19 protein-coding genes are annotated in these 18601 nt (G+C 46.3%); 4 read left to right on the top strand and 15 right to left on the bottom strand.

Annotated elements, in window-relative coordinates:
- Nucleotides 1-59: 59 nt before the first annotated feature.
- Entirely contained in the window at nt 60-1358 is a 1299-nt protein-coding gene (locus GO493_RS04965) for a M28 family metallopeptidase (protein WP_157304988.1), read from the bottom strand.
- Between the two features lie 116 nt (nt 1359-1474).
- On the opposite strand from GO493_RS04965, the gene ruvB reads away from it, so the two are divergent.
- Nucleotides 1475-2500, top strand: coding sequence for a Holliday junction branch migration DNA helicase RuvB (ruvB, locus tag GO493_RS04960; protein WP_157304987.1), 1026 nt, complete (start codon nt 1475-1477; stop codon nt 2498-2500).
- Nucleotides 2501-2765: 265 nt separating this feature from the next.
- Here the strand turns inward: ruvB and GO493_RS04955 are convergent, their stop codons facing one another.
- The 7 genes from GO493_RS04955 to GO493_RS04925 form a co-directional block, all read right to left on the bottom strand.
- Nucleotides 2766-3677 (bottom strand): bestrophin family protein, encoded by a 912-nt coding sequence (locus GO493_RS04955; protein WP_157304986.1) that lies wholly within the window; start codon nt 3675-3677, stop codon nt 2766-2768.
- A gap of 21 nt (nt 3678-3698) precedes the next feature.
- Entirely contained in the window at nt 3699-4178 is a 480-nt protein-coding gene (locus GO493_RS04950; RefSeq protein WP_157304985.1) for a hypothetical protein, read from the bottom strand.
- Between the two features lie 156 nt (nt 4179-4334).
- Entirely contained in the window at nt 4335-5717 is a 1383-nt protein-coding gene (locus GO493_RS04945; RefSeq protein ID WP_157304984.1) for a sensor histidine kinase, read from the bottom strand.
- Complete coding sequence (locus GO493_RS04940) at nt 5714-6421, bottom strand: response regulator transcription factor (protein WP_157304983.1); 708 nt, start codon at nt 6419-6421, stop codon at nt 5714-5716. Before GO493_RS04940 ends, GO493_RS04945 begins: the two co-directional genes overlap by 4 nt.
- A 121-nt stretch (nt 6422-6542) precedes the next feature.
- Complete coding sequence (locus tag GO493_RS04935; RefSeq protein WP_157304982.1) at nt 6543-7244, bottom strand: response regulator transcription factor; 702 nt, start codon at nt 7242-7244, stop codon at nt 6543-6545.
- Between the two features lie 107 nt (nt 7245-7351).
- Entirely contained in the window at nt 7352-8140 is a 789-nt protein-coding gene (locus tag GO493_RS04930; RefSeq protein WP_157304981.1) for a DUF3108 domain-containing protein, read from the bottom strand.
- Nucleotides 8141-8147: 7 nt separating this feature from the next.
- A complete protein-coding gene (locus tag GO493_RS04925) occupies nt 8148-9104 on the bottom strand; it encodes a lysylphosphatidylglycerol synthase domain-containing protein (protein ID WP_232538773.1) in 957 nt (318 codons plus the stop codon).
- A 67-nt stretch (nt 9105-9171) separates the two neighbouring features.
- Here GO493_RS04925 and ruvC point away from each other — a divergent pair, with 67 nt between their 5' ends.
- Nucleotides 9172-9732, top strand: a complete 561-nt coding sequence (ruvC, locus tag GO493_RS04920) for a crossover junction endodeoxyribonuclease RuvC (protein ID WP_232538737.1) — start codon at nt 9172-9174, stop codon at nt 9730-9732.
- A 145-nt stretch (nt 9733-9877) separates the two neighbouring features.
- Complete coding sequence (locus tag GO493_RS04915; RefSeq protein ID WP_157304978.1) at nt 9878-10585, top strand: response regulator transcription factor; 708 nt, start codon at nt 9878-9880, stop codon at nt 10583-10585.
- On the opposite strand, the gene GO493_RS04910 is transcribed toward GO493_RS04915, so the two are convergent.
- The 4 genes from GO493_RS04910 to rsmA form a co-directional block, all read right to left on the bottom strand.
- Nucleotides 10563-10958: an HIT family protein gene (locus tag GO493_RS04910; protein ID WP_157304977.1), complete on the bottom strand. Its 396-nt coding sequence runs from the start codon at nt 10956-10958 to the stop codon at nt 10563-10565. The two genes, GO493_RS04915 and GO493_RS04910, sit on opposite strands and share 23 nt — an antisense overlap.
- A gap of 153 nt (nt 10959-11111) precedes the next feature.
- Nucleotides 11112-11585, bottom strand: coding sequence for a transcription elongation factor GreA (gene greA / locus GO493_RS04905; RefSeq protein ID WP_157304976.1), 474 nt, complete (start codon nt 11583-11585; stop codon nt 11112-11114).
- Nucleotides 11586-11757: 172 nt separating this feature from the next.
- Nucleotides 11758-12687 (bottom strand): NAD(P)-dependent oxidoreductase, encoded by a 930-nt coding sequence (locus tag GO493_RS04900; protein ID WP_157304975.1) that lies wholly within the window; start codon nt 12685-12687, stop codon nt 11758-11760.
- A complete protein-coding gene (rsmA, locus tag GO493_RS04895; protein ID WP_157304974.1) occupies nt 12684-13433 on the bottom strand; it encodes a 16S rRNA (adenine(1518)-N(6)/adenine(1519)-N(6))-dimethyltransferase RsmA in 750 nt (249 codons plus the stop codon). The genes GO493_RS04900 and rsmA overlap by 4 nt, the downstream gene beginning before the upstream one ends.
- Before the next feature lie 126 nt (nt 13434-13559).
- On the opposite strand from rsmA, the gene pdxA reads away from it, so the two are divergent.
- On the top strand, nt 13560-14624 hold the full coding sequence (gene pdxA / locus GO493_RS04890; RefSeq protein ID WP_157304973.1) for a 4-hydroxythreonine-4-phosphate dehydrogenase PdxA: 1065 nt from the start codon (nt 13560-13562) through the stop codon (nt 14622-14624).
- A gap of 34 nt (nt 14625-14658) precedes the next feature.
- Here the strand turns inward: pdxA and GO493_RS04885 are convergent, their stop codons facing one another.
- From GO493_RS04885 to GO493_RS04875, 3 genes are all read right to left on the bottom strand, one after another.
- Nucleotides 14659-15504 carry a class I SAM-dependent methyltransferase gene (locus GO493_RS04885; protein ID WP_157304972.1) on the bottom strand — a complete coding sequence of 282 codons (846 nt, stop codon included), beginning with the start codon at nt 15502-15504 and terminating at the stop codon, nt 14659-14661.
- Nucleotides 15505-15663: 159 nt separating this feature from the next.
- The gene (locus GO493_RS04880) at nt 15664-16314 is read right to left on the bottom strand and encodes a hypothetical protein (protein WP_157304971.1); all 651 of its coding nucleotides are present in this window, start codon (nt 16312-16314) and stop codon (nt 15664-15666) included.
- A 31-nt stretch (nt 16315-16345) separates the two neighbouring features.
- On the bottom strand, nt 16346-18502 hold the full coding sequence (locus GO493_RS04875; protein WP_157304970.1) for a TonB-dependent receptor: 2157 nt from the start codon (nt 18500-18502) through the stop codon (nt 16346-16348).
- Nucleotides 18503-18601 lie beyond the last annotated feature (99 nt).

Raw genomic sequence — 18601 nt, 5'->3', positions numbered from 1 at the left:
ATCGATTTCGCCTTCGGCAAAATCGATTTGTTGAGCAACTCCGCACTAAATCAAACTACTCAATTCCTTCCCACCCCCTCCTTATCTATCCTCGTCGGCGTATCCACTCCATTCACAATAGAAGTAGCACTTGTAGCTATTGCCTGTATAATACTCGCAATATTCTTCACATCCATACTATCCATTTCATCATCCACACTATGATACCGCTCATCTTTATCAATCTGCGTAGTTGAAATAGTATGCGCAGGCACCCCCAGCCTTGCCAGTGTAGCATTATCTGAACGATAGAACAGCTGCTGCTCCGGATAAGGGTCCGGATGAAAACGGAACACAGACTTCTCCAGGTTCTTCTGCAATATTGTACCGAAGTCAGACCGTTCAAACCCTGTAATAAATGCACTGTTCTGGCCAAATTTAGACTCCTTCCCTATCATCTCAATATTGAACATAGCAACTATCTTCTCAGGGTTCAGCTGCTGTGAGAAGTAACGGGAACCATAACCACCAGATTCTTCCGCTGTAAATGCCACGAACAATAAGGTACGTGCCGGTGGATGCTGTTTAAAATACTTAGCCAGCATAAGCACTGCCGTTACGCCACTTGCATCATCGTCAGCGCCATTGGCAATAGAATCGCCCGCAACGGGCGGTAATATTCCTATGTGATCATAGTGGCCGGAAAAGATCACATATTCATCAGGCTTGCTGCTGCCTTTAATCATGCCTGCAATGTTGCTGAGCGGCATACGCACTACCTCCTGATCTATCTTTACGCCCCATACATCCGGTGTTGACTCCTGTCCTTCTTTCAGGATCAATACTACAGCGGCGCTGCTATCGCGCGATCTCTTGCTGTTTCCCTCATGCAGGCTCTTATAATAGGTCTCGAACTTTTCCCGGTGTATACCATCTACCCATACCAGTGTATTGCGGGAAGCACCTCTCAGTTCTCCCAGCTTTGCATCGAAGTTATCTGTATCACGGAGCTGTTTCACCTCAACAGGTGTTTTTTCATTCCATTCAAGATGTGTTTCCACGCCCATCATCATCACTCTCTGCCCATCTTCCTCTTTGCCGCCGATGGTCAGCTGTTGTTTCTGAGAACGGATATTATAGCGGGCAAAGGTCTGCCTGTAGCTGGCAGCGCCATCCAGGGGTTGTAAACCGGCCTTCTTAAATTCGTCTTCCAGGAATACTGCGGCTTTCTCTATGCCGGGTGTAAAGATCATACGTCCCTGCATATCGTCGGCAGATAGTACCGACAGTATGCGCTTTACTTCTGCTTCTTTTATCTGCGCCTGCGCGGTAAAGGTAAAGAGGCATATCACAGGTAATAAAAAATACGGCTTCTTCATGTAATGGATTTATTCGTTTTTAATGTGCTTACGGGCTAATCTATTGCAACAATATACCAAACAATGTTCAACCTGCCTATCGTAACCGGGGGAATTTTGGTAACTTTCGCCCTGATATGTCCAATCCGCTAAGACCAGAAGAAAACCGCCAGAGTGCGGCAGAAAAAGAGTTTGAGAACAGCATTCGCCCCCGGGAGATCGTGGATTTCTCCGGGCAGGACCAGATCATTGAGAACCTGAAGATCTTTATCAAGGCCGCCAAAATGAGAGGTGAGGCGCTTGACCATATACTGTTCCATGGTCCGCCGGGCCTGGGTAAAACTACTCTCTCCCGTATCGTGGCCAATGAAATGGGCGTGAACATCAAGGAAACTTCCGGCCCGGTCATAGAAAAACCGGGAGACCTTGCCGGCCTGCTTACCAACCTGGAAGACAGGGATGTACTGTTCATCGATGAAATACACCGGCTCAGTACCGTAGTGGAAGAGTATCTGTACTCAGCCATGGAAGACTACCGTATTGATATTATGATAGATACGGGGCCCAGCGCACGTTCTATCCAGATCACCTTACACCCTTTCACCCTGATAGGCGCCACTACCCGTTCAGGCCTGCTTACCGCCCCCCTGCTTTCCAGGTTCGGTATCAAGTCCAGGCTTGAATATTACAGTGCTGCCACATTACAGAAGATCATCTGGCGCGCTGCCGGCTTATTGCAAACAAAGATCACTTCAGATGCCGCCATGGAAATAGCCAGGCGCTCCCGTGGTACTCCCCGTATTGCCAATGGCCTGTTAAGACGTGTAAGAGATTTTGCCCAGGTAGTAGGGAATGGTACTATAGATCTTGATATCGCCAAATTCAGCCTGAAAGCATTGAATGTAGATGAGTACGGGCTGGATGAAATGGATAACCGTATACTCCAGGTCATCATAGAGAACTTTAAAGGCGGCCCCGTAGGTATCACTACTATTGCTACAGCTGTAGGTGAAGAGGCAGGCACACTGGAAGAAGTATATGAGCCTTTCCTGATACAGGAAGGTTTTATTAAACGTACGCCACGGGGAAGAGAAGTGACAGAGAAAGCATATATACATCTGGGCAAAGCTCCCCGCAGCGGCAATCCGGGTATGTTATTCTGATAACTATCCCCCTAAAAATCTCAGGCCGCGCGCAGCGCAAAAACCCTGCAAGAAAATGGGGTTTCGCCAAAGGCGAAACCCCATTTTCTTGTGCAACCATCCGCGCTCAACAACAGTATATAGATTAAAACTCACTCATTAGTATGGATAACGGACTGACGCTTGCTTGTCCCCTTGATTTCCGTCATTAATTTAACCTTTTGTTCCTTTTAGCGCCAGCCCGCCTCCGTCTTCAACCAGGTATCAACCTCGAATCTATGTAGCTTTACATAACGTAATACTGCCGCTCAACAGTTGTATGTTCAGGTACATGATGATCATTGAGCATCTGCTTCAGATCTCTTTCTATATTTCTTGAAATAGCCGTCATAGGCGTATCTGTAGGCTTGTTATCAAACGGGTCCTGCAGGTGTATCGCCATCTTCTCTATCAGCAGGAAAGATGAAGAAATAGCAACTACCATAGGCACTTCAAAGAAACCAAAGTACTCGATCAGCGAGAACGGCAGCAACATAATGAAGAAGTTCATGGCAAAGTGAATATACAGGCTATAAGTAGCAGGGAACACCGTGTTCTTGATCCTTTCACACTTACCCATTGAATCACACAAACGGCTGATCGTTTTATCTATTTCTACCTGCTGATAAGCATTCAGCCATTCATTCTTCAACGCATGGTTAAGATCTCTTGCATGCAGTTCCAGCAACGCCATAGGCACATTCGCATACCTGCATGCAAATGTCACTTCCCTTTTAGGAATAAGCCTTTCCAGTCCTTCCCGCGGGTCTAATCCACGTAACTGCTGGCTCAGGGCATAGCACCATGCTATCTGCCTCCGCACCATTCTTTCTCGGAAATGCTCTATCTCTTCCGAGCCATAGGAATTATCCATGAAAGAAAGTATCTGCCTGGAAAATGTACGGGAGTCATTTACAATAGCTCCCCAGACGGTCCTGGCTTCCCACCACCTGTCATACGCCTGGTTAGAGCGGAATGCCAGCAGCAGGGATATGACAGTTCCCATGATCATGGGCACAGACAATGGAATGACCATATCTTTCAGGTTGAACTTGTCATGCAGCAGCACTATGACGAGCGTATATACCGCTACAAGCAACACCTCATATTTTATTTTCCCAAAAACATATTTGAATGGGATATTTTTTTTCAGCAACATATGCAACGGTTTTAGTTCATCTTATACTTCAAACAGTTCCGACATAGCAGATACCAGGTATCTCTCTTTTCTTGGCGCCAGGGAGATATAGTGCACCGGGTATTTGCTTTTTTTGATCAGCTCCGCCGGGTTAAAGCTGTTCTCTCCCGCTTTACGGAATTCTTCTTTGGCAGCGCATGCTATGGCATCTATATTATGATAGAGCAGGAAATTGCGGAATACGCCGTTGCTGTTACCTACCAGGAACTCAGTTTTAAGTGAGCGTATGGATGAGGCATATTTATTACGGAGTATTTCACATGCATCTTTATAGTCTGTAGTAAGCAGATCATAATGGGAAGATCTCCTGGACAACATCATAAGGTCCATAATGGATGATGGCATCTCTATGGCATGCATCAGGACAATGTTCAGTGGTTCCCCGCCAAAGCGTTCTACAACACCGTGTACCACACGAAGAGACCTGATGGAAAAATCGGTAGGAATCAATACTTGCTTCATATGCTTTGTTTTATAACACAAAACTACCAGCACCGTATTAGCAACAGGTAAGGAGAAGATAAAAGCGGTTTAAAAATGAGGTAAAAATGAGGTAAGAAAATCCTGTTGGGGTAAGACAGCGGTAAAAATGAGGTAAGAAAACGGTAAGAACCGGCACTATTCGGGCTTGGCGGCAATATATGTAGGCAGTGAGATCCTGATCTCTGTTCCCTTATTCTGTTGACTGTTCACAACAATATTCCCCCCGTGCAGGCGTATAATATTACGGGCCAGGGGCAGGCCTATACCATATCCCTTATATCCTTCCGTATTAGAAGCCCGGAAGAAAGGATCATATATGAAGGGCAGGTCCTGAGACGGGATACCAATGCCACTATCCTTGATGATAATAAGATTGTTCTTATCTGTGGCAGCCAGCGCAATAGAGGCCGGCTGATTGTTGGAGTACTTGCAGGCATTCTGTACAATATTGCTCAGCGCCAGTTGCAGGAGCTGCTCATTGCCCAGTACCACCAGTTTATCTTCATCTTCCGGCAGCATGGTATAATCTATTTCTACCTGGTTCTCCGGGTTAATACGGTCTATAGTGTCTTTCACAATAAAGATAAGCTCATCTGTACGGAGCTTCTTCAGCTGCGCCCTCTTGCCGTCAAATCCTGTCTGTGCAAGACTTAACAGGCTTTTGGTAATATGCTCCAGTCTTTCTGCTTCTCTTAATATCACTTCGAGTGATTGTCTGTATTCCTCTTCCGGTCTTTGTTTATTAAGAGCCAGCTCTGCTTCTCCTATAATGGCTGTAAGTGGAGTGCCCAGTTCATGAGACGCATTGCTGACAAAGTTGTTCTGTGTTTCAAAGGCTGTTTCCAGTCGGTCCAGCATATTGTTGAAGGTCTGCGACAGCTCGCTGATCTCGTCCTTGCTGTCACGCGCTCCCAGGCGGAGGTGCAGGTTATGAGCACTGATGTTCTTCACCTGGTAGGTGATATGACGTACGGGCCGGAGTATATACCTGGAGAAGAAAAGACCTGCCGTTACCACTACCACTGCAGCTATAGCCAGGCAGATAAGCAGTATGCGTTTCAGTTCTGCCATGTATTCTGCGCCATAGGCGTTCTGGGCAGATATGATCACTATATGACTTCCCAGCTCACTGTCATAAAGCACGCCTTCATAAAACGTGTTCTTATTGCGGTAAGTAGCCTTGCCATTCAGCTTCACCCTGGAGTAGAAGGTGGCGGGCAGCTCTTTGGGCATCGCCTTCCGGGGTATGTTACCGGTAGAATCTATATGGATAATATATTCCTGTTCAAACGGAAGCCTTTCCAGGTGCGCTCTTCTCAGCTCTGCGTAGGTAGCGCTGTTCTCCTTATCGTTTGTCAGCGTAGCTCTTGCCGCAATGTATGCCCTGATCTCCAGCCGTTTGTAGAAGTCTTCAAAAGAATGACGGCTTATCAGGTAGTAGGCAAAAGCAGACATTAAGACAATGATAGACACTGTCAGCGCTGTAAACAGAATAAGGATCTTCTGGCGTATTTTCATTCTTCCTCTTTAAGCATGTAACCCATTCCCACCACGGTCTGTATCAGGGCGGGCTGCCCCTTGCGGTTGACTTTCTTCCGCAGGTAATTTACATATACGTCCACCACTTTGGTGTTCATATTAAAATCTATTCCCCATACGTTTTCCAGTATTTCCATACGGGAAAGCACCCGGCGGGGGTTTCTCATCATATATTCCAGCAGGCGGTATTCAGTAGCGGTGAGGGTGATGGTTTCTCCTATCCTGCTGGCGCTCCTGGTGTTCAGGTCCAGTTCCAGGTCGGCTACCCGCAGCACATTGCTGTTATTGTTATTACTCTTCAGATCGGCCGTTGTGCCTGCATCCGTTTTCCGGCGCAGCAGAGAGCGGATACGGGCCAGGAGCTCTGCCTGTTTGAATGGCTTTACCAGGTAATCATCCGCTCCGCTATCCAGGCCTGCCACTACGTTCTCTGTCGATCCCAGGGCTGTCAGCATCAGTATGGGAGTGCTGTTCTGCTGTTTGCGCAGCTCTTTACAAACAGCTATCCCGTTCATACCCGGCAGCATTACATCCAGGATGATCAGCTGAAAGGAATTCTCAGTAGCCATTTGCAGGCCTGAATGCCCATCCAGCGCTACACTCACATCATACCCCGCTTCCGTCAGGTAGCGACGGATGAAGGATACTACGGAAGGTTCATCTTCTATGAGTAAAAGTTTCATTTCACTTATGCTGTTTTTTCTTGCACTGCACACAATGCCGGCTATGTCATAACAAACAGAAAGCTCCAGACGGAGCAGCAAACCTCTTCGCCGGGAGCTTTCTTTATGAAGCGTAGCTCAGTTAATCTTTCACTACCAGGCGGAACCCGTTGCCATGGATATTCACGATCTCAATGTTAGGGTCCTCTTTCAGGTATTTACGCAGCTTGGCGATGTATACGTCCATGCTGCGGCCGTTAAAGTAAGTGTCACTGCCCCAGATCTTTTTCAGGGCCAGTTCTCTCGGCAGCAGGTCGTTCTTATGTTCACACAACATGCGCAGCAGCTCGTTCTCCTTAGGAGAAAGCGTGTGAGAATCACCCTCCCTGTTCAGCGTACGGAGGCGGGCATTGAATTCATAACGGCCTATTTTGAATTCATGCTGGTCTTCCTCTTTGCTGTTCAGCTCCTGGTTACGTTTCAGGATAGCTTTGATCTTCAGCAGCAGTAACTCACTGTCAAATGGTTTGGCAATGTAATCGTCTGCGCCCAGTTTATATCCCTGGATAATATCTTCCTTCATTGTTTTGGCAGACAGGAAGAAGAGGGGAATATCCGGATCTACATCACGGATCTCTTCAGCCAGTTTGAAACCATCCATATTGGGCATCATGATGTCCAGCAGGCAGATGTCAAATTTCTCACGCCTGAATGCAGCCAGTGCCAGGATACCGTCCCTGCACAGTTCCACTTCATAATCATTCAGTTCGAGATAATTCTTCAATACCATACCAAGGTTGGTATCGTCTTCTGCCAGCAATATTTTTGGTTTACGTTCTTCCATATTCAATAAAGTATTAATGTACAAACAAATATAGGACTATTACAGAGCAATGATGAGAATCTGCCGCACAGAGAAAGTTAAAATTAGTCTAAAAGACGAGGCCGTTCTTACTTCCTGATAAGGGAAGTAAACGGATAACGAAGGTTTTTATAGGCCACCATATCCACTTTGATGCTGCCTACGGAAATAGGACTGTCTACACGCAGCGGCACTTTATTACCATCGTCGCTCACCCAGACGTTCATCTTTTCTCCTCCTTCAAACATGGTACCTTTAATAAGCAACGGGGCAAATTTGATGGCCCGGAACTTACCAAACTTGGTCTCTACCGTTTCCTTGGCTATATAACGGATATAGATATTGTAGATCTTATCGTCCAGGAACATGTCGAAAGGTATCTTGTCCCCCGGTTTATATTTGTCGAAGTTGATATTGCGCGCGTAGTAGATGGCGCTGATCACGTCCTGGATGCAGGGCGTGGTCTTAAAGGTGCCGTTGGTGCTGGTAGCGGTGTGCTGAGTGTGGTCAAAGCTAACGTTGTTGTATATCTTATAACCGCCTTCATTCACATTACGTACAAAACGGTAGGGTTTGAGGCTGGCGGTATCAATATAGCTTTCATATTTGTCTCTTACCTTGAAGAACCAGTCATAGGTACGGAAGGTTTTCCCATCCCCTGTAACGTGATAAACGTCCTTACCGTTCAACTTTTCCAGTGCGCAGGTAAATACTGCCTCGCCGGCGCCTACATAAAGGCGGCCCAGGTTGTAGTATACTTTGAACGTGATGCTTTCTCCAGCTCTGAAGCTGGTATTGGAGATACCACAAAATTCATTTTGTGCAATTACAGGGCGGATAGCAACCAGACTTAAAAATACGAGTAAAATAAACCTCATCGGTGAGTTATTTTTCCTTAAAAACTTTTATTCCCAGCAACAACACACTTCCAAGTACTGCTGGCAGGATCAGGTTAATTAACCAGATGCCGACAGTTGCGGCGATGATAGCAGGGCTGTTTGAGCTTAACAGCCCCATAAAGTACAGGCTGACCTTTCCTCTTAATCCAAGTTCCGCAATGGCGATAGTAGGGACCAGGGCCATTATAAGGTAGATAACAGCGTTCATCAGAAAACCCTGCCACCACAGCATTTCCACGCCCAATGTATCAAGCAAAATCAAATACTGTGCCGAGAAGACCATATAACGGAGGGCAGAAAGCACCAGTAAACGTTCCAGATCACCGGCGGAGTAACGAACAATGATCTGCACAAATACCCTGGCCTTTCTGAGCATTGGGATCTTTTCAAATATAGCCAGGATGATTTGTAACCGAAAATATAACAATAAGACCAAGGCGCAAATAACCAGGAGCACTCCTACCAGGATTTTCTCCCAGAAATGTGGGGCAAAATAGCCATTTTCCGCCACCAGAGGGAATTTATTGATATAAAAGATCAGGCCACTTAACCCAAAGATAATAGTGATGATCAGCTGACTGAAGCTCCCCACCGCCGTAGCTGCAATCGCTTTCAGCTTGCTCTGGTTATTCCTGATATACAGTACCCGGCCTCCATATTCACCTATCCGGTTGGGAGTATTGACAGAAAAAGAAACCCCTGTCAGTACGGCACTGAACGCACGTAAAAAGGACATTTCCTGCAATGGCCGGATCAGCATCTGCCATTTCCGGGCTTCCAGCCCCCAGTTCAGGAACATGCCAATGAGTACCAGGACCAGGGCTACAACGCCTTTACTCTGTAAAGTGGTGGCCATCTTCCTTAAAGAAGCGCTTAAATCAGGTTGGTGTAGCAATTGTGTATAGATAGAGTAGGCTAACCAGGTAAAAAGCACTGCTCCCAGCAGGTAATTGAGAATTATTTTGGTATTTTTGTTCAGACATCAAGATTTTGGCAAAAATAAACTGTGGTTGGCAAACAAGTCAAAAATAATTCTGGGCATAGACCCCGGCACACTTGTAATGGGTTACGGACTTATACTGGTGGAAAATTCCAAAGCCAGCCTGCTGGAAATGAATGTGCTGAAATTGTCCCGTCACAAAGACCACTACGAAAGGCTGCAACTGATACACGCCCGTGTAAATGAACTGATACAGCTGCACAAACCGGTTTCCTGTGCGATTGAAGCTCCCTTTTTTGGCAAGAATGTGCAGAGTATGCTGAAGCTTGGACGTGCCCAGGGCGTAGCTATTGCTACAGCTATGCAGGCAGGGGTGCCGGTTACTGAGTATTCCCCGAAAAAAGTAAAACAGTCTATTACCGGAAATGGTAATGCTGATAAAGAGCAGATTTGGCAAATGTTGCAAAGAATCTTACATTTCTCTGAACGTCCCGATTTCCTGGATGCTACCGATGCGCTGGCTGTAGCGGTATGCCATTTCTTCCAGGAGTCGAGCATAATACCGGATACACGTAAAAACAAAGGATGGGACCAATTCCTACAACAGCACCCCGAAAGAATTATAGGATAATTACAGGTTTAAGAATAAGGTTTTTCCATAAGTTAATAAATTGTATTTACTTTGAATCAAAATCTTCATTAATGCTCCCGTTTATGGTACCTGGAGCGATACACCATGATGAATTATGGTATTTATATAATCAGCATCACAAGCTATGAAAGCAAGAATCCTATTGGTGGAAGATGATCAGAATGTTGGTGCGGTAACAAAGAAACGATTAGAAGAAGCGGGCTACGACGTTGTACATAGCACAGACGGACAAATGGCCTGGGAACAGTTCCAGTCACGGACCTTCGACATATGTTTGCTGGATGTTGTGATGCCTAAAAAAGATGGTTTCACACTGGCTGAACAAATAAGAAGGAAAAATGACTTCATTCCTATTCTCTTTCTGACCTCAAAAGCACTGGATGAAGATAAGATCAAAGGCTTCAAAACCGGTGCAGATGATTACATTACCAAACCGTTCAGCATGCAGGAACTCCTGCTGCGCATAGAGGTATTCCTGAAAAGGACCAAAGCCGGGTCCAATGCTCCCGCTGAAAAACGTACGCAATATCATATAGGCAAACTCACATTTGACTATAATGACCTCATCCTCCGTGAAAAGAACGGAGAAGTTTCAAGTACGCTCACCCAGAAGGAAGCAGACCTGCTCAAATACCTCTGTGATAATGCAAACAAAACCCTCAAACGCGAAGAAATACTCTTCCATGTATGGGGTAAAGATGATTACTTCCTCGGAAGAAGTATGGACGTATTCATTACTAAACTCAGAAAGCACTTCAAATCTGATCCGGCAATTAAACTAGAAACGCTGCACGGTGTAGGATTCCGGTTCAACGTGCCAGGCCAGCTATAATCTGCCCCTGTATAGCCCTGAATTCCTCCTCAGACAGTTTCAGCTTAGGCCTCGAAAAATTCATATCATCTGCCGTATTAATAGGTATCAGATGCATATGGGCATGCGGCACTTCAAGACCTACAACGCTCACTCCTACACGATTACATGGGAAAGCACGTTCTATTGAGCGCGCAATAGGTTTGGCAAACAACAACCACTCTCCCAGCAGATCATCCGTCACATCAAAAAATTTGTCTACTTCCATTTTGGGAACAATCAATGTATGCCCCTTCACAAGCGGGAAAATGTCAAGGAAAGCATAGAAATCGTCACTTTCTGCAATTTTATAACTGGGAATCTCGCCTTTGATGATCTTCGTGAAAACAGACATGGGTTTGAATTTGTTAGGCGTAAAGGTATAAAAGTACAGGCACAAAAAAACGCCCCTCACCTCTTATTTCCAGCTACCGCAGGCCAGCCCTCCCCTTAAAAGAGAAAGCTTCCGCCAAAGGCGGAAGCTTTCTCTTTTACTCTAATAATATATCTATATAGTAATATTATCTATCTTAAATCTCAGACTGCCATTAGGCGCCTGCACATCCGCAATCTCTCCCACCTGCTTCCCCAGCAACCCCTTACCTATCGGCGAGGTCACAGAGATCTTGTTCAACTTCAGATCAGCTTCCTTTTCCGACACCAGCTGATAAGTAACTGTCTTTTTATTCGCCATATTAGTAATGGTAACTTTACATAATATGGATACTTTAGAGGTATCAATGGAATCAGCTTCCACTACCCGTGCGGTAGCAATGGCAGATTCAAGAGAAGCCAGTTTCGCCTCATGCAGGCCTTGCGCTTCCTTCGCTGCATCATATTCAGCGTTTTCTTTGAGGTCACCTTTCTCTCTCGCCTCAGCAATTGCCCTGGCAATCTCTGCCCGGCCCTTGGTCTTGAGAAAATTGAGCTCCTCCCGCATCTGGTCCAGGGTCTCTTTGGTAACGTAGTTTATACCAGACATAACGTTATGTTTTTGAATAAGAAAAAAAAATCAACGCCTCCGTTTGCACAGAAGCGTTGTAAGAAAATTGGTATACCGCAAATATAATATATTTTCACTTCTCATTCCACACTACGGGAAACAAATATTGTCACATTTACAATATTTATAATACCAGGCTAAGCTATATCACTCAGATCACTTTCAGCTTCTCCAGCACTATCCTCGCCATCTTCACACTGGCCTCATGAGAATACCCTGCTATATGCGGGGTCAGCACCACGTTAGGCAACTGCAGTAACCGCTCCAGCTGTTCCTCCTCCCTCGCATCATAAGTAGCCAGCTTCTCATTTTCCAGCACATCCAGGCAGGCGCCGGAAATAACACCGCTTTCCAATGCCATGATCAGATCAGCAGTATCTACGATCTTCCCCCTGGCCGCATTGATAAACCATACAGGCTTCTGAAAAGACCTGAAAAACTCAGCGTTAGCCAGGTGCCGGGTCTCTTCCGTAAGCGGCAGGTGCACACTCACCACATCTGCTTTCGCAAACAGCTGGTCCATCGTTGCTTCCTGCACATGATCATTACTGAAACCGGTCTTGTACTTATCATATGCCAGTATCTCCACATCAAATCCCCTCAGCTTGCGGGCAAAAGCGCCACCGGTATTACCATAACCAATAATACCAACCGTACGCCCGTTCAGCTCAAAACCACGGTTGGCATCTCTCTCCCACAACCCCTTTCTCAATTCCAGGTTACTTTTCAATACATTGTTCATCAGGCAGAGCAGCATACCCAATGCCTGCTCTCCCACAGCGTCACAGTTACCTTCAGGACTGCTGGCACACTGGATCCCCTTACTTTCTGCATAGGGTACATCTATCAGTTCCATACCACTTCCCAGCCGGCCTATCCATTTCAGCTGTACAGCCTGGTCTATCAGGGCCTTATCTATCTTCATCCTGGTGGTAACTATCAGCCCGGTATACTCATGTATAGTCGCCAATACTTCCTCGTAAGTAACAGCCGGCAGGTAATCTACCTGGAATCCCTTTTCTTCCAGCCTGTCTATCAGATAACGATGCGCTTTAGCGCTAACCAATACTTTCGTACTCATATCATCTTATGGGATAAAGCTGCAAAATCAGCAATACTGAGCTCTTCCGCCCTCTTGTTAAATATGCTGTCCTGCAGATATTCTTTGTCAAATAATGCTTTTAAAGGATTGCGCAGCTGCTTACGGCGCTGGTTGAAAGCTGTTTTTACCAGTACAAGGAATTTACGGTCGCTCGCAATATCGTACGGTTGTTCCAGCCGGTGCAGCCTGATCACGGCAGACTTCACCTTAGGCGGCGGATTAAAGCAGTTCTCATGTACCTCAAACAGGTACTCTACCCGGTAATATGCCTGTATCAGCACGCTCAGGATACCATACTCCTTCCCTTTAGTAGCGGCAATACGCTGCGCTACCTCCTTCTGGAACATACCCACCACTACCGGTACCTGCTGCTTCCACTCCAGCACACGGAACATGATCTGTGAAGAGATATTGTAAGGGAAATTGCCGATAACGCTGAACTGACCTTCATAAGGCACCGGCGTTTCCAGGAAGCTTTCATGTATCAGCTTTCCGCGGATGGCCGGATAAGTATTTTCAAGGTATTGTACCTTTTCAGCATCCAGCTCTACTGCCTTGAACTGAACATCAGGCAGCTCCAGCAGGTACTTCGTAATAGCGCCGGCGCCCGGCCCTACTTCCAGTATCTGTTGCCCTGGCATTACAGGTAATGATTCCACGATCTTCCTGCAGATGTTCTCATCCTTCAGGAAATGCTGACCCAGCGATTTTTTAAGTGTATACATGGTAAGCCTGCAAAATTAAGGAAAACCTGCCGCTTTATATGGTATCACCGTATAAGGAAGAAACTGATCAGCTATAGCTGGTCCCGGCTATTATATGTATATTTGCCCATTATTTCGCAAACAAGCATGAGTATTAACACCCATCCGAATAAACCGGTAATTGGTATCACTGTAGGAGATATCAACAGCATAGGTACCGAAATCATCATAAAAACCTTTGCAGACAACAGGATGCTGGAGTTTTGTACTCCGGTGATATTTGCCAGCAATAAAACCATCAACTTCTACCGGAAGCTGATGAACGAGAATAACTTCAACTACCAGTCCATAAAAGACTTCACCCGTCTGAACCACAAACAGGTGAACGTCTTCAACTGCTGGGAAGAAGAAGTACAGATCACTCCCGGCGTACTGAACGATGCCGGTGGCAAATATGCAGCCCGCTCCCTCTCCGCCGCAATAGAATGCCTGAAAGAAGGTCACATACAAGGCCTGATCACCGCTCCTATCCACAAAAAGAACATACAAAGCGAACAATTCAGCTATACCGGCCATACCCCCTACCTCCGGGACGCCTTCAACGCAAAAGATGTACTGATGTTCATGACAGCAGATAACATGCGCGTAGGGCTGCTCACAGAACATGTACCGGTGGCAGAAGTATCACAGTATGTGAAAAAAGACAATATCCTCGCTAAACTTCAGATGATGAGGGAAAGCCTGGTGAAAGACTTTGGCATAGATAGCCCACGCATCGCCGTACTGGGACTTAACCCCCACGCCGGAGATGAAGGCCTGATAGGTGAAGAAGAGATCACAGAGATCATCCCTGCCATTAATCAGGCTAAAAGCAATGGCCTGCTTTGCTTTGGCCCCTACAGCGCAGATGCCTTCTTTGCCCGTCATATGTATAGCAACTTTGATGGTGTACTGGCCATGTATCATGACCAGGGACTGATACCCTTCAAATCCCTGGCATCAGGTGAAGGTATCAATTACACCGCAGGATTACCCGTAGTACGCACCTCTCCCGATCACGGAACCGCATTCGATATAGCCGGTAAAAACCTGGCAGATCCTGCTTCTTTCCGTCAGGCTATCTTTACCTGTTTAGAGATACTTGAAAAACGTGAGATATATGCAGAGAATACACGCAATCCGCTGAAGAAAACGGAACTGGCTTCTGAATAACTTATTCCGGGCTGGCCGTTGGCCAGCCCTCTTTTTAAATATGGAACGCAATCAACTCTACAGCCCCATCCCCATGATTGTGAAAATGCCTGTTCTGCCCATTCAATAAATATTCCGCAGTAGGAAGATCATACGCCCCCTCAATTTCCGCTTCCAGTAAAGACAACAGATTAAGCATCTTCTTACGGCTATACTGCCTCACACGGGTACCAATATTCTTCTCCATGATCTCCTGCATCCTTTCCATTACCGGATGAAAAGCCACAGGAATATCATCATTATGGATCAGGTACTCCATCACCACCGCATTATTCCTTATACGTGAGCAAAACACCCGCATAGTACGCAGGAACTGCTCCTCCTGGATATAGTGTATGATCCCTTCAAAGACGATCAGCGTTGGCAACTGCGGATCATATCCTGCACTCATCAACGCCTCCATAAGCTGTTGCGTATTGGTAACATCCGCCTCTACATGCTGCAACCGCTTATCGTTATAAGATATCAGTTTGTAGATCTCCCTCTTCTCCTTCATATGCGCATTATCCACTTCATAGATACCCTTCAGCTGTTCAGGATAATTCTCAGCTATCTGCAATCCCAGCGGGTCCAGCCCCGCTGCCAGGATACATACCTGCTGATAGGAACGCTGCATCATCAGCTGGCGCACCAGGTACCTGATCATCTTTTTCCTGAGCAATAATATATCGCCGAACAAAGGGCCGGCACTCCCCATTTCTGCCGACATCTTCTCTACCTGGCTGAAATCAATATGTGAAAGATACTCGCGTCCCCAGCCCGCTTCAAACAAACTTCTGGTATTTAATAACACAAGCGCTGACGTAGATGCCACGCTTAACTTATTTACCACGGTTTTCATGGAATCTGATTTACAAGGTTAACGTATAATGGGTCAGATCGTTTCAGTGCCTGTTAAAGGTAAATGTAACAACTGACACTGCATAGCAGGGCCGGGAAAACAGAAAACCCGGGCAACAATGCCCGGGTCCCTGAAATATATGTATGAAAAAAGCGTCTCTTATTTCAACTCTGCCAGCATCTGCTTTGTACGGTACTCACCCCAGTGCGGCGCTATATTGCTGGTTGGCTTGAAGCTCCCGAACTTATCCAGGGCTTTCTGGAACATTTCCTTTGCCTTTGTTTTACTGCCGCCAAACTGCTCCGGAGTATAATACAATGATTGTCCTATCAGGAAATACACACGCGGGTTCTCCCCATTGATCTTGTTTGCCTCTGCCAGTAACTTGGCAGACTCCATGCCATACTGCATACCACGGGAAGGAGGATCTACTGCAATACGGGAAGTAGCTATCAGTGATCTTATACAGTTGATCTCATCGTTATCCGGGCTCAATGCCGCTGCCTGCTCTGCATTCAATGCAGCCCTGTCTGCAATCACATCTTTCTTGCTGTTATCCTTTTCCATAAAAGCCGTCATCACATAACAATAACCTGCATAATAGAAAGGCAGCCACTGGGACTTCTCTGCCGCTGCAATACGCTCAAAAGTATTGGCAAGCTCCTGCAGCTTTTGCGGGTTATAACTGCTTGAATCGTCCAGCAGGGCCACATTCTTAGTCATTACATTTTCATACTGGGCGCTCTGTGCCATGGTTAATGATGTGAGGCCACAAACAAAACTCAAAAGAAAGAAGATACGTTTCATCATGTAAGGTTTTAAAGATTATTGCATGTTAGTTTTACAGGTTGTTAAGAATATCCTGGCGGCGGTCAGTTCCAAAGTTCATGAACATTCCCACAAATACAAACCGGGGAATATTAGGCACGATCTCCTCCCTGCGCAGCTTGTCTGAAGAATACCTGTAGCCATATACCTGCTTGAAATCAGGTGCATTGGATACAGACAAAACAAAGATGGTAAAAGCCTTGCGGATAGAGGTCAGGTAACTGGCGCTGAACCCGAGGGAATTATAGTTCATGGTACGCTGCGTCATGAACTTGCTTTCCGGCAGATTAGGATTGTAGAACGGACGGCCTGTTGAAAAGCTGTACGTCAGACCCAGATTGGTAGAAATAGCCGTGATACTGTATTTGTATACAACACTGAAAGTATGTTTGGCCGCAAAGTCAGGCTGCACCTCAAAAGGATAGTTCAGGTAGTTGCGCTTTGTATCCAGGTAGGAATAAGAGATCCAGTAATCCATATTCCTGAATGTCTTACGGTCCCTCCAGAACACTTCCACACCTTTTGCATAACCGGTACCGCCATTGGTAGTATCCACGCCTGTTTTCACCAGGTCATGATATTTCTTATAGAATGCTTCTACCCTGAAAGTATTGTTAGGCGCTACACGCTGAAAGCTGGCAATATAGTGAGTGGCCTTCATGTACTCCATATCATGATGAAAACGGATGTATTGAGGCTCCGGCTTCTGGTAGTAGTCGCCATAAGCGAGCGAGAACTGGGTATAACTATCCAGCTTATAAGCCAGAGAAGCCCTGGGCGCAAGGTTTGCCTTAGACAGGACAGAAGAATATTCCATCCTGCCGCCTACACGGCCCACAAACCGGGGAGTGAAATAGATATCTCCTTCCAGGAAAGCAGCAGCATAGTTATCTGTATAATTAACATGCCAGTCATTGAATGCAGATCTCTCCACACCATACTGGTATTCTGCGCCCATACGCAACGCAGAGTAAAGCCCCAGTCCTTTTGACAGCATAAACTTCGCCTGCCCTAACTGCGATTGCCCTTTTACTCTTGATGACGCGCCTTTATTGATAGTGTCCAGGTCTATTTTATCTGTGTTGGCACTGAAAGAAATACCTGCATTCAACCGCCAGTCATTCCCCAGGCTTTCCCTGTAAGACAGGTTGGTATAGAAGTTCTGGTTCTTCAGCTCATACAACTCCCGGTACCCGGCATATTCCAGGCTGGGACGGTAAGAGCCCATATGTGTCCAGTTGCCGTAACCATAAAACTTCAGCATCCCGGTAGCAGACGTCTTTCTTCTGAAGTTGGCGGAAGTACCGACGATCTGCGGATTTACACTTGGCTCAAACCTGGACTTCACCACATCCAGGTATGGACCCAGGTTGGTATAATCTGCTTCAATACCGTATGATCCTTTTTTATCTGCTGATAATTGCTCCAGTCCACCGCTTACTCCCAGTACAGAAACACCGATAGTAGAAGATGAGCGCTGCGGCAGGTCTGTAGATTCCAGGATCAGGGCTGAAGACAGTCCCTGTCCGTATTGTGCGGAGTAACCGCCGCTGCTGAAAGTGGTGCCCTTAAAAAGGAAAGGGGAAAAGCGGCCCCTGCCCGGCATATCAGGCAATCCTGAATAGAAAGGATTACGTACCAGCAATCCATCTATAAAGGTCTGGGTTTCGTAGCCGGTGCCACCACGTACAAACAGGCCTTCCCTGTCGTTCGTTTGCTGGGTGCCAGGCAACGTTTTCAGGGCATTCACGATATCTGCACCAGCGCCGGCGGTGGTAACTATATCCAGTGGTTTCAATACTGTATTCTTACCCTGGTCTCCGCTGGCTTCAAAACTGCCGGCAGAAATGGTCACTACTTTCAGCTCGTTGATAGAGCTCTTCAGTACAATGTTCAGTTCCTGCGGACCAGTAATAAATATCTTCTGTTCCTGTGGAGCGTATCCCAGCAGGTTGGCAATGATGAACTGTTCTCCTTTGGCATCTGTAGTGAAAGAGAAGGTACCGTCAGCGGCGGTGGTGCCACCATCATAAGAATCTTTAATGGATATATTGACGCCTTGCAAAGGACGTTTTTTACTATCAGTGATCTTCCCGCTGATGCGCTGCTGAGCCCAGAGACAAGCAGGCAGAGCGACAAATGCTAACAGAAGAAGGTTGATCCGAAACATAGGGGGTGTTTATTTTTTCAACAAAACTAATGGAGACATAGCCACTCTTCAATCCCTAAAAGGCAAATACAGGGGCGTTTGCCGGTAAAAACAGGAGAA

The sequence above is a fragment of the Chitinophaga tropicalis genome, assembly GCF_009758205.1.
Taxonomy (GTDB): domain Bacteria; phylum Bacteroidota; class Bacteroidia; order Chitinophagales; family Chitinophagaceae; genus Chitinophaga; species Chitinophaga tropicalis.
This window is presented reverse-complemented; position numbering and strand designations above follow the sequence as displayed.

Bases quoted from the DNA above. Each gene is read 5' to 3' on its own strand.
- GO493_RS04945 (WP_157304984.1), bottom strand. From the start codon at position 5,717: ATGAAAATACGCCAGAAGATCCTTATTCTGTTTACAGCGCTGACAGTG.
- GO493_RS04930 (WP_157304981.1), bottom strand. From the start codon at position 8,140: ATGAGGTTTATTTTACTCGTATTTTTAAGTCTGGTTGCTATCCGCCCT.
- rsmA (WP_157304974.1), bottom strand. From the start codon at position 13,433: ATGTATACACTTAAAAAATCGCTGGGTCAGCATTTCCTGAAGGATGAG.
- ruvB (WP_157304987.1), top strand. From the start codon at position 1,475: ATGTCCAATCCGCTAAGACCAGAAGAAAACCGCCAGAGTGCGGCAGAA.
- GO493_RS04875 (WP_157304970.1), bottom strand. From the start codon at position 18,502: ATGTTTCGGATCAACCTTCTTCTGTTAGCATTTGTCGCTCTGCCTGCT.
- GO493_RS04885 (WP_157304972.1), bottom strand. From the start codon at position 15,504: ATGAAAACCGTGGTAAATAAGTTAAGCGTGGCATCTACGTCAGCGCTT.
- GO493_RS04935 (WP_157304982.1), bottom strand. From the start codon at position 7,244: ATGGAAGAACGTAAACCAAAAATATTGCTGGCAGAAGACGATACCAAC.
- GO493_RS04955 (WP_157304986.1), bottom strand. From the start codon at position 3,677: ATGTTGCTGAAAAAAAATATCCCATTCAAATATGTTTTTGGGAAAATA.
- GO493_RS04950 (WP_157304985.1), bottom strand. From the start codon at position 4,178: ATGAAGCAAGTATTGATTCCTACCGATTTTTCCATCAGGTCTCTTCGT.
- GO493_RS04880 (WP_157304971.1), bottom strand. From the start codon at position 16,314: ATGATGAAACGTATCTTCTTTCTTTTGAGTTTTGTTTGTGGCCTCACA.
- greA (WP_157304976.1), bottom strand. From the start codon at position 11,585: ATGTCTGGTATAAACTACGTTACCAAAGAGACCCTGGACCAGATGCGG.
- GO493_RS04910 (WP_157304977.1), bottom strand. From the start codon at position 10,958: ATGTCTGTTTTCACGAAGATCATCAAAGGCGAGATTCCCAGTTATAAA.
- pdxA (WP_157304973.1), top strand. From the start codon at position 13,560: ATGAGTATTAACACCCATCCGAATAAACCGGTAATTGGTATCACTGTA.
- GO493_RS04900 (WP_157304975.1), bottom strand. From the start codon at position 12,687: ATGAGTACGAAAGTATTGGTTAGCGCTAAAGCGCATCGTTATCTGATA.
- GO493_RS04965 (WP_157304988.1), bottom strand. From the start codon at position 1,358: ATGAAGAAGCCGTATTTTTTATTACCTGTGATATGCCTCTTTACCTTT.
- GO493_RS04915 (WP_157304978.1), top strand. From the start codon at position 9,878: ATGAAAGCAAGAATCCTATTGGTGGAAGATGATCAGAATGTTGGTGCG.
- GO493_RS04940 (WP_157304983.1), bottom strand. From the start codon at position 6,421: ATGAAACTTTTACTCATAGAAGATGAACCTTCCGTAGTATCCTTCATC.